Here is a 9,742-nt window from a genome sequence, read left to right as displayed (position 1 = left end):
GAAGCTGAACTGTCCTTTTTTTGGTGTTCACTCATAGAAAAAGAAGAAGTCCTTCATGACGAGAAGGACTTCTTCTTTTGACCATTGGATGGGGGAAAAAGAGAATCGACTGGGGAATGTGACCCTCTTCACAATATAAGTATACCGTGAGTCTTTTTTCTTTTCCACACTTTGTTCATTTTGTCACAAAGATGTCACTCTGCTAATAACGCTTCGAATTCATCTAAGACACGTTCAAATTGACGAAGTGCGGCTTCAACTGGTGCTTTTGTTGTCATATCAACACCAGCAGCTTTTAGTACTTCGATTGGATAATCGCTTGATCCCGCTTTTAAGAAATTATTGATGTAACGTTCTACAGCCGGTTGTCCTTCTTCTAGGATCTGATCCGTCAAGGCAGCCGCCGCCGAAATGCCTGTTGCATACTGATAGACATAGTAATTGTAATAGAAGTGTGGAATCCGAGCCCACTCCAAACCAATCTCTTCATCTAATACAATCTCTTCTCCGAAGTATTTTTGATTCAAGGCATAATACGTTGACGTCAAGAATTCTGGTGTCAACGATTGTCCAAGACGCGCCGCATCATGAATTGCATGTTCAAACTCAGCGAACATCGTTTGTCGGAACAATGTTCCACGGAATGTTTCAAGTTGATTGTTCAACAGATAGAGTTTTTCTTTACGATCCGTCACTTTTTTCAATAAATAATCATTCAATAGCGCTTCATTCGTTGTTGAAGCGACTTCTGCGACGAAGATCGAATAATCGCCATATGGATATGGTTGAGATTTCCGCGTGTAGTAGCTATGAACCGAATGTCCGAATTCATGTGCGAGCGTAAAGAGATTATTGATGTTATCTTGCCAGTTCATCAAAATGAATGGTTGTGTATCGTAAGCACCAGAAGAGTATGCCCCACTCCGTTTACCACGTGTTTCCCGGACATCAACCCAGCGCTCAGACAACCCTTCTTCGAGAATATGTTTATATTCTGCTCCAAGCGGCGCGAGCCCTTCGACCATCAATTGTTTCGCTTCTTCATAAGATACCTTCATCTCGACCTCAGAAACGAGGGGGGTATACATATCGTACATGTGTAACTCATCAAGACCGAGGACCCGTTTACGTAAGGCAACATAGCGATGAAGCAATGGTAAGTGCTCATGCACCGCTTCAACCAACCCATCATAAACGGATTCAGGGATTGCATTACCATGTAAGGCTGCCGCGCGTGCAGAAGGAAACTTCCGAACATCTGCATAGAAGTTGTCTTTCTTAACTGACCCAGCAAGAGTTGAAGCGAGTGTATTCGTGTATTTCGCATACGTTCCGTACATCGCTTTAAATGCGGCTTCCCGAACAGAACGATCAGATGATTCAAGGAATGTGATGAAACGACCATGTGTCAATTCTGTCTCTTCCCCGTCTTCTCCCTTGATTTTTGGGAATGTCAAATCTGCATTATTCAGCATACCGAATGTCGTACCGGATTGACCGAGAACTTCTCCCGCCTTCGCAAGAATCGCTTCTTCCGCTTCCGTCAACACATGCTCGCGTTCTTGGTTCAACTCATCAAATGCATGACGGTACATCGCAAGGTCTGCATTTTCATTTAGATATGCTTCTATTGTTGTTTCAGGTACAGCTAACAGTTCTGGTGTCATGAAAGCAAGTGTGGCTCCAATTTGTGACGCAAGCGTCCGAGCACGGTCGTTCATAGCTTGATAGAAACTATCCGCTGTATTTTCGTCGTAACGCATGTGCGCGTATGTATAGAGCTTATAAAGACGTCTTGAGACTTCGTCTCGTAACTGTAACCCTTCATAGAGTGTATCCGCACTCTGTCCAAGACGACCCTTATACTCGACGAGTAATGGAAGCATCGCTTTTACCGATTCAAATTCTTCTTCCCACGCTTCGTTTGATGCATAAATCGATTCTAGATTCCAAGTTTCTGAAACGTCAACATCTTGACGTGTTAATACTTCTGCCATTTCCCTCACTCCTTTAATTCAGTTATACCTGTTTTCTTTTCGACAAACAATCGAAGTGCTCCTGCTAAAACAGCCGATTCGCCTCCTCGATCCGCTCTAACCATTCCGTGATAAGTAAATCGATCATCGGTCGTTCAAACGGGATATCCAATCGATGAAGTAAATGAAAGACGGCTTGTTCTAAAGCAGTAGAGGAATAAACCCCTTTTAACCGCAAAAAGACTGCCATTTGAAACTCAAAAGGATGAACGGGATACGATAATAAGTGACCGATCGGAAGAAAGACCGATGACGGCAGATTCAGAAGATGAAAGCCTGCCTCATATAATGGAAGTTTAAGCATTCGTGGAGGTAACGAAGGATAAAAAGGACGCTGTCGATAGCGCAAGACGATTCCTTGCCATCGAGCCATTGAAAATTTCCGAGGAAATGATGGAAGTTCCGTCGAAAGGAAGTCGGATAATGAAAGGGATTGAACGGTACAATAGACATAATGTTTCGCAAAAGGAACCGGATGTCGAAACCGTCGGATTTGATTGTCAACGATCAAGTCCAAATACTCATTTTCTAAGAAGGCTTGACGCATCCATCCTTGTAAACGAAATGTGACACCATGTGACGGATGAAACCCAATCCAACGAACCGTTTGTCCTTGTTTCGCATCAAGTCTTGCTCGTCTAATCCATTCATCTGCCGACATCGGAGAACGCTGAATTTCAATCCCAATCTCTTTTTCCGGAATCCACAGGTCGAAGCGTCGCTGTCCAATCGTCCATTCGGTCTCGACGCGAACGCCTGCATTCCTCAACGAATCTGCAATTCGTCGTTTCCAAGATACATGTAAGCTACTTTCTCCTGAACATGCTGAGATATGTGCAAAATGTGGTCGTCGTCCCTGCCTGACGCGCAATGGCTTCAGACAATACGGACAACGTAAGGACATCGCTTTTAATTCATGGACAGAAAACCTATGAATCAGAATGCGTTTACCTGACCCATCAATAGCTTCAAACATCAGCATCGTCCCCTTTTGCTAGAGTAGCGGTGAGAATAAGCGTGAAATTGATTCAACTAAACGGCGGCGTAATGGACGACGATGAAACAAATCAGCATCAACTTGTGTAGACTGGCTAAAATCCTCATAAAAATCACGTGTTAATTGATGAACCGAATTTGTTCCGTATAAAAAAGCGTTTACCTCGAAATTCAAATGAAAACTCCGTAAATCCATATTTGCTGTTCCAATCGTTGCGATGGCGTCATCCACGACGATGACTTTCGAATGCATGAATCCTTTGTTATACTCATAGATTTTCACACCAGCCTGGAGTAAATCATCAAAGTAAGAGCGACTCGCATAAAATACGATTTTATGATCCGGAAAGCTTGGCAGAAGAATACGAACATCAATTCCAGACATAGCGGCTGTCTTTAGTGCTGTCATCAAATCTTCATCTGGTATTAAATATGGAGATGCAATGTAAACAGATTCACGCGCTTCTGTGATGAGTCCGAAGTAAAGTGACTTCATTGCCTCATGTGGCTCATCAGGTCCACTGGCAATGATTTGAACGCCTCCCGTTGCTTCATCGACATATTCCAGTGGTTCCATATAAAACGGTGTAAACAGGCGTTCCCCCGTCATATAGTACCAGTCTTGGAGAAAAATTAATTGAAGTTCAGAAACAGCTTCTCCGCGTACAAGAAGATGCGTATCACGCCAAAATCCAAAATGCTGATCGCGACCGATATACTCGTCCCCAACGTTAATTCCACCCGTAAAAGCAACTGTTCCATCAATGACAACGATCTTCCGATGATTTCGGTAGTTGGACTTACTCGAAATGAACGGTAATACGACAGGGAAGAATGCCCGAACTTCAACACCTGCCTCCTGCATCTTCTTGAAATAATGCTTATCTGTCGAAAAACACCCGACGGCATCATAAAGAAAACGGACTTCAATTCCTTGTTGTGCCTTTTCAATCAATACTTCCTGTAACTGCAATGCGAGCTCGTCATCCCGTACGATATAGTACTCCAAATGGATATGATGTTGTGCTTGACGAATTTCTTCTAAAAGAATCGGAAATTTCTCCTGACCATTCGTCAAAATTCTTGTATGTGTATTATACGAAATCGGAAGTCGACTGATCGAATCGATAAGTGTGACAACTTTTCCATAATGTCCTTCTTGGAACACTGATTGGTGTACTGCTGTTTTAAACTGGGTACGGTATTTAATATAAGACTCTTCATCAAGCATTGCTTTCAATCGAAACATTCGTTTCCGGCGGTAGTTCTGACCAAACGTAAAATAAACAAACACGCCGACAACAGGTAGTGCCATCATGACAAGTGCCCAGACGAGTGTGCGTTCTGGGTTACGATTTTCAAGCAAAATGATGATGAACACGCTCATGACGACCAAAATGATGACGATGGACAGCCAGCCTACCATATAGACGCTCCAATAGTAGGATAAAAAGGCGATTAAACCGATGGTCAAGATGAGGGTCATGAGAAGTTGTACACGTCGTAGCATGAATCCCCCTCCTTTTATGTATGTTGTAAAAATTGTAGTTAAGAACTCATGACAGAAAGGAAGCGTTTAAATGGGTACGTATATCATTACTGGTGCAACAAGTGGAATCGGAGAAGCAACTGCCCTCCAACTGATTCGAGAAGGTCATACCGTTCTTGCCATTGGTCGTAATCAAGACAAAGGAGCTTCTCTTGAATCTAGCGGAGAAGGACGTTTATATTTCTTCCCTGTCGACTTGACTGATTCCTCTGCCATCGACAGGTTCTTTGAAGAAACACTCGAAGATTTTCCAGAAATCGACGGGATTTTTAATAATGCAGGGACATTTGGAAAACCCGTCGCACCCGAGAGAATCACCGATCAACAAAAAGAAGTGTTCCAAGTGAATTATCATGCCCCTGAACGAATCATCCAGCTCGCGACGAAACGTTTCTCAAAAGGTGCCTCTATCGTCAATAATAGCGCCATTGTCGGTCACGTCAAGTTTCCCGCCATGCTCTTACCCTATGCATCGTCTAAGAGCGCTTTATTGACACTGACAAAGACATACGCTGCCCGCTTCCATGGCAAGTATCGTTTTAATGCCATTTGTCCGGGACCGGTCGACACATCACTGAGCCACGCATTATATGGCGGGAAAGATAAGTTTGATCTTGCGATGAAGCATCATCTTCGTGGCGAACCTGCACAACCTTCTGAAATCGCAGAAGTCGTTTGTTTCTTACTCTCGAATAAAGCGAGTTACATCAATGGGCAAGCCCTTATCGTAGACGGTGGATATACCCTCACTTAATGTCAGAATAAAAGGAGGTATCACGATTCGTGATCCTCCTTTTACTCGCGCTTTTAGTTCCTTTAGTTCGGAAAGTGTTTCCGAATAAAGGCAAAGACATCTGAAGCAATGATTTGTTTTCCATATTCAGCGACAGGATGAATCGTTTGTTCGCTGAAGTGAAGATATTCAGCAATTAAACTCATGACATTTTCTTGTGCTTCTACATCCACATCATCTTCGAAATGAACATGTAGTAGATAAAGTCCATCCTTTTGGTAAAGCGCTGTTTCAAGTTCTGCGAAGACAGGAGCATTCGCATATTGACTAAGCGCAATGATATGCTCGAAATCATGCGTTTCGAATAAGACATCCTGGCTTAATTCTGTATCTTTATCTTCTGTCTCAGACATCGCTGATCGTAAAAGTGAATCGAGTTCGTCTTCATCGACTTGTTCACCATCGACTGCATTTTTTGCGATCGTTACAGTGACTTCAAGACCTTTTTCAAAAGCTTGCACTTGTATCCATAGTGGACCTTCGAAGGAGATGGACTCTTTTTCATTCGCTTCGTCCATCATCTGCCAGAATAACTGTTCTCCCCGTTCCCGATTATACCAAATCTCATCTCGGGCAAAACCACGGCGTTCGATGTCAGTATAAGTGATGAAGAACTTGACCGTATTGTCATTGACGCGTTCGATTTTCAATCTGTCCACTCCTTTCTTCTCGTTCCTTATTTAGAATACGAACGAGGACATGACTTGGATTCACACTTTCGAATCCGAAGGATATATTTCTATTCCTTTGTTATCTTTATTTTAACCTTTTTTATCGGTAACAAAAAGCACACTGCTCACGAGGCAGCGTGCTTTTTAAAATTACTCGTTTACAAGACGCTGTGCTTCCAAAAGTTGGAATGTACGCACCTTGCGTGGTAAGAATCGACGGATTTCATCCTCGTTATATCCTACTTGAAGACGTTTTTCGTCAATCAAAATCGGACGACGCAATAATCCAGGATATTCTTGAATTAAATCGTATAGGTGCTGCAACGATAAGTTTTCAACGGAAACATCGAGTTTCGAGAAGACTTTTGAACGCGTTGAGATAATCTCGTCCGTTCCATCTTCCGTCATTCGAAGAATCTGTTTGATTTCATCGAGCGATAATGGTTCTGAAAAAATATTACGTTCTACGAACGGGATTTCATGTTCTTCAAGCCACGCGCGTGCTTTCCGACAAGAAGTACAACTTGGTGAAGTATAGAGTGTTACCATTGAAAAACATCCTCCCCCTGATTTAACATCATTCAACACCTAAGTGAATACATAGATATCGATGATGGTTCTATTACTTGACAGTTTACATCTAATAAAGCAGAAAACCTAGCTTTTTTATAAAGATGAAAGAACTTTTCGTAAAAAAGCTTGTTAAAGCCACCACGTGGCTTTAACAAGCTGGCGTGTGATCAAATGGCTGAGAAATCGTCTCTTTTGCTTTAGGAAGTTTCATTTCTTTTAGTTTTTTCTCTAAAATATCCCGCAAAAGGCGCTTCTTCAGCTTTTTCTTTTTGTCACGTTCTTTCATATTCCGACACCCCAATCGGTCCGAAACAGAACTAACAACCTACGAAAGCAAAATAATCATCTTCTACATAGTAAGTATACCACGTATATCAATAATCTATTCCTACTTTAAGCAATTAAATATGTGAGATTGTCGATTGAGTAATGAAAAACAGTTGCAATTTCTTTCAATTTTCTGTAGAGTGTATAGAAATATCAACGCTCAGGAAGGAGTTTTTCATTCATGTCATTAACACTCGTCACTATTCTCGATCATCCGATCGCTCAAAAATATTTATCCCGTTCTGGCTTGAATCATGCGATTTCAGTAGCTGAACGCGCTCTGACGCTCGCTACGAAGCGAGGTTTAGATGCGGATACAGCTACGAAAGCTGCACTCCTCCATGACATCGGGCATTACGAATGGTATACCGATGGCACTTGGAACTATGATCTCTATCGTCAAAATGATATTCATGCCATTAAAGGGGCTGAACGCGCCCATAAACTTTTGATTCGCCTTGGTGAAGAACCAGCACGCGCCAAAGAAATCGCACTTGCCGTTCTCTTGCATACGGATTCGTATCTTCCACCTGGTGCAATCAATCGGACACCACTTCAACAACTTGTGCATGATGCGGATACGCTAGAAGAACAACCAGGCGGACTACATCACTATGAAAAAATCGATTTTGATGAAGCCATGCGCCGTCTTGATGCGATTGATTCTGTCGTTCATCGCTTCGCGCATCTTCCACGAATTGCATCAGAAAATTAAAAGGCGTTTCCACGATCAACGTGGAAATGCCTTTTGTTTTAAACAATTATACGAGTTGCGCTTGATATGCTTCCAGTTCTGCATCCGTCATCGAAACAAAATGACCTGGTTCGATTTCACGAAGTGGTGGAATGCTTGAATCTTCATCTGATTTACCAACAGGTCCACTCGTCGGACGATCATAAACGATCCGCTTACGCGTACGCTCGTGCTCTGGATCCGGAAGAGGAATCGCAGACAAGAGCGATTTCGTATAAGCATGGACCGGATTCTCATATAAGCGATCCGCACTACATAGTTCAACGAGGTGACCTTGGTACATAACGCCGATACGATCCGAGATATATTTTACCATCGATAAGTCGTGGGCGATGAACAAGTAAGTCAAACTACGGTCACGTTGCAGTTTTTTCATCAAGTTGACGACCTGCGCTTGAATCGATACGTCAAGTGCCGAGATTGGCTCATCCGCGATGATGAAGTCCGGTTCTACAGCAAGCGCACGCGCGATTCCAATCCGTTGACGCTGACCACCTGAGAACTCGTGTGGGTAACGGCTCGCATGTTCTTTCGTCAAACCAACTGTTTCGAGTAAATCGTACACACGGTTATTCCGCTCGTCTTTCGACTTTGCTAGACCATGAATATCAATTCCCTCAGCGATGATATCACCGACTGTCATCCGTGGGTTAAGTGACGCATAAGGGTCTTGGAAAATCATTTGCATAGCACGGTTGAACTTCAGTTTATCTTTACGCGACTTTTTACCATGAACGTTTTCACCTTTGAACATGACTTCGCCGTCTGTCGCCTCATACAATCCGATGATTGAGCGACCAGTCGTTGATTTACCACAACCTGATTCACCTACAAGACCAAGTACTTCGCCTTCATAGATATCGAATGATAAACCATCAACCGCTTTAACGACACGTCCGCGTCCAATGTTGAAGTGTTGCTTCAAGTTTTTTACTTCAAGTAATTTATTACGGTTTTCCATTATTTCAGACCGCCTTTCAGAAGCGATTTCGCGAATACGCTATCTGGGCGGTATTTCAACGCCAGATCCCGAATTGCAAGTGGTGGCTCAACATACGGTGCTTGTGGATGGAGCAACCATGTCGCCGCTTCGTGAGTATCTGTAATTTTGAAGAAAGGAGGTTCTTTTTCAAAATCAATCTTCATTGCATATTTATTTCGTGGTGCAAACGCGTCACCGACTGGTGGATGAAGTAAGTTAGGTGGTGTTCCTGGAATCGCCGGTAAATCTTGTGAACGGTCATCCGATGGACGTGGCATTGAACCAAGGAGTCCCCAAGTATATGGATGACGTGGCTCGTAGAAAATCTCATCGACTGTACCCTTCTCAATTAATTTACCTGCATACATGACCGCTACACGATCGGCCATGTTCGCTACGACGCCTAAATCGTGCGTGATGAAGATGATCGCTGTACCCGTTTTTTGTTGAATGTCTTTCAATAACTCAAGGATTTGCGCTTGAATCGTAACATCGAGTGCTGTCGTCGGCTCATCGGCAATCAAGACTTTCGGATTACAAGCAAGTGCGATTGCGATGACGATCCGTTGACGCATCCCACCAGACAATTGGTGTGGATATTGTTTCAGACGTGCTTCTGGGTTTGGAATCCCTACAAGCGTCAGTAATTCAAGCGTACGTTTTTTAGCAGCATCACCTGTCAATCCTTGGTGACGTTTTAAACCTTCGGCAATCTGTTTGTAGATCGTCATTGTCGGATTAAGTGATGTCATTGGATCTTGGAAGATCATTGCGATATCACGACCGCGTACTTTTTGCATTTCTTTATCAGAAAGCTTAACCAAATCGCGACCTTCGAATAAGATCTCACCTTTTGTGATTTCACCTGGCGGATTTGGAATCAGACGCATGATGGCTTTTGAAGTAACCGATTTACCAGAACCGGACTCACCAACGATTGCGAGTGTTTCACCTTTTTTTAAATCGAACGATACTCCGCGGACGGCTTGTACCGTCCCGGCGTACGTATGGAAAGCGACGTTCAGGTCGCGGACTGACAAGATTGTTTCCATTTTGGATGA

The 9,742-nt window shown here is 43.1% G+C and carries 10 protein-coding genes; 2 read left to right on the top strand and 8 right to left on the bottom strand.

The annotated features are described in order from the left end of the window. Positions 1–194: 194 nt before the first annotated feature. From pepF to cls, 3 genes are all read right to left on the bottom strand, one after another. Positions 195–1,997, bottom strand: a complete 1,803-nt coding sequence (gene pepF / locus Q9R23_RS06690) for an oligoendopeptidase F (protein ID WP_035406619.1) — start codon at positions 1,995–1,997, stop codon at positions 195–197. Positions 1,998–2,061: 64 nt separating this feature from the next. Beyond that, on the bottom strand, positions 2,062–3,012 hold the full coding sequence (locus Q9R23_RS06685) for a competence protein CoiA family protein (RefSeq protein WP_290754914.1): 951 nt from the start codon (positions 3,010–3,012) through the stop codon (positions 2,062–2,064). Positions 3,013–3,030: 18 nt separating this feature from the next. Next, positions 3,031–4,542, bottom strand: coding sequence for a cardiolipin synthase (gene cls, locus Q9R23_RS06680; protein WP_214853158.1), 1,512 nt, complete (start codon positions 4,540–4,542; stop codon positions 3,031–3,033). Between the two features lie 70 nt (positions 4,543–4,612). On the opposite strand from cls, the gene Q9R23_RS06675 reads away from it, so the two are divergent. Then, complete coding sequence (locus Q9R23_RS06675; RefSeq protein ID WP_290754915.1) at positions 4,613–5,335, top strand: SDR family NAD(P)-dependent oxidoreductase; 723 nt, start codon at positions 4,613–4,615, stop codon at positions 5,333–5,335. Between the two features lie 62 nt (positions 5,336–5,397). On the opposite strand, the gene mecA is transcribed toward Q9R23_RS06675, so the two are convergent. The 3 genes from mecA to Q9R23_RS06660 all read right to left on the bottom strand — a co-directional run bounded on the left by mecA (position 5,398) and on the right by Q9R23_RS06660 (position 6,904). Continuing rightward, entirely contained in the window at positions 5,398–6,024 is a 627-nt protein-coding gene (gene mecA, locus Q9R23_RS06670) for an adaptor protein MecA (protein ID WP_214853154.1), read from the bottom strand. A gap of 171 nt (positions 6,025–6,195) precedes the next feature. After that, complete coding sequence (gene spxA / locus Q9R23_RS06665) at positions 6,196–6,594, bottom strand: transcriptional regulator SpxA (RefSeq protein ID WP_012370920.1); 399 nt, start codon at positions 6,592–6,594, stop codon at positions 6,196–6,198. Positions 6,595–6,766: 172 nt separating this feature from the next. Further along, positions 6,767–6,904 carry a hypothetical protein gene (locus Q9R23_RS06660; RefSeq protein WP_023468890.1) on the bottom strand — a complete coding sequence of 46 codons (138 nt, stop codon included), beginning with the start codon at positions 6,902–6,904 and terminating at the stop codon, positions 6,767–6,769. A gap of 222 nt (positions 6,905–7,126) precedes the next feature. On the opposite strand from Q9R23_RS06660, the gene Q9R23_RS06655 reads away from it, so the two are divergent. Further along, positions 7,127–7,660, top strand: coding sequence for an HD domain-containing protein (locus tag Q9R23_RS06655; RefSeq protein WP_035406605.1), 534 nt, complete (start codon positions 7,127–7,129; stop codon positions 7,658–7,660). Positions 7,661–7,706: 46 nt separating this feature from the next. Here Q9R23_RS06655 and Q9R23_RS06650 read toward each other — a convergent pair whose 3' ends face one another. After that, positions 7,707–8,660, bottom strand: coding sequence for an ABC transporter ATP-binding protein (locus Q9R23_RS06650; protein WP_035406602.1), 954 nt, complete (start codon positions 8,658–8,660; stop codon positions 7,707–7,709). Then, positions 8,660–9,733: an ABC transporter ATP-binding protein gene (locus tag Q9R23_RS06645; protein WP_035406599.1), complete on the bottom strand. Its 1,074-nt coding sequence runs from the start codon at positions 9,731–9,733 to the stop codon at positions 8,660–8,662. The genes Q9R23_RS06650 and Q9R23_RS06645 overlap by 1 nt, the downstream gene beginning before the upstream one ends. Between the last annotated feature and the right edge of the window lie 9 nt (positions 9,734–9,742).

Origin of the sequence: Exiguobacterium sp. BRG2 (assembly GCF_031844245.1) — a bacterium.
GTDB lineage: Bacteria > Bacillota > Bacilli > Exiguobacteriales > Exiguobacteriaceae > Exiguobacterium_A.
Note: the sequence above shows the minus strand (reverse complement) of the source record. Positions and strands in the feature narration are given on the sequence as shown.

Coding starts and splice junctions, on each gene's coding strand:
- Q9R23_RS06650 (WP_035406602.1), bottom strand. CDS start 8,660: ATGGAAAACCGTAATAAATTACTTGAAGTAAAAAACTTGAAGCAACAC.
- cls (WP_214853158.1), bottom strand. CDS start 4,542: ATGCTACGACGTGTACAACTTCTCATGACCCTCATCTTGACCATCGGT.
- Q9R23_RS06685 (WP_290754914.1), bottom strand. CDS start 3,012: ATGTTTGAAGCTATTGATGGGTCAGGTAAACGCATTCTGATTCATAGG.
- Q9R23_RS06655 (WP_035406605.1), top strand. CDS start 7,127: ATGTCATTAACACTCGTCACTATTCTCGATCATCCGATCGCTCAAAAA.
- spxA (WP_012370920.1), bottom strand. CDS start 6,594: ATGGTAACACTCTATACTTCACCAAGTTGTACTTCTTGTCGGAAAGCA.
- Q9R23_RS06675 (WP_290754915.1), top strand. CDS start 4,613: ATGGGTACGTATATCATTACTGGTGCAACAAGTGGAATCGGAGAAGCA.
- Q9R23_RS06645 (WP_035406599.1), bottom strand. CDS start 9,733: ATGGAAACAATCTTGTCAGTCCGCGACCTGAACGTCGCTTTCCATACG.
- Q9R23_RS06660 (WP_023468890.1), bottom strand. CDS start 6,904: ATGAAAGAACGTGACAAAAAGAAAAAGCTGAAGAAGCGCCTTTTGCGG.
- pepF (WP_035406619.1), bottom strand. CDS start 1,997: ATGGCAGAAGTATTAACACGTCAAGATGTTGACGTTTCAGAAACTTGG.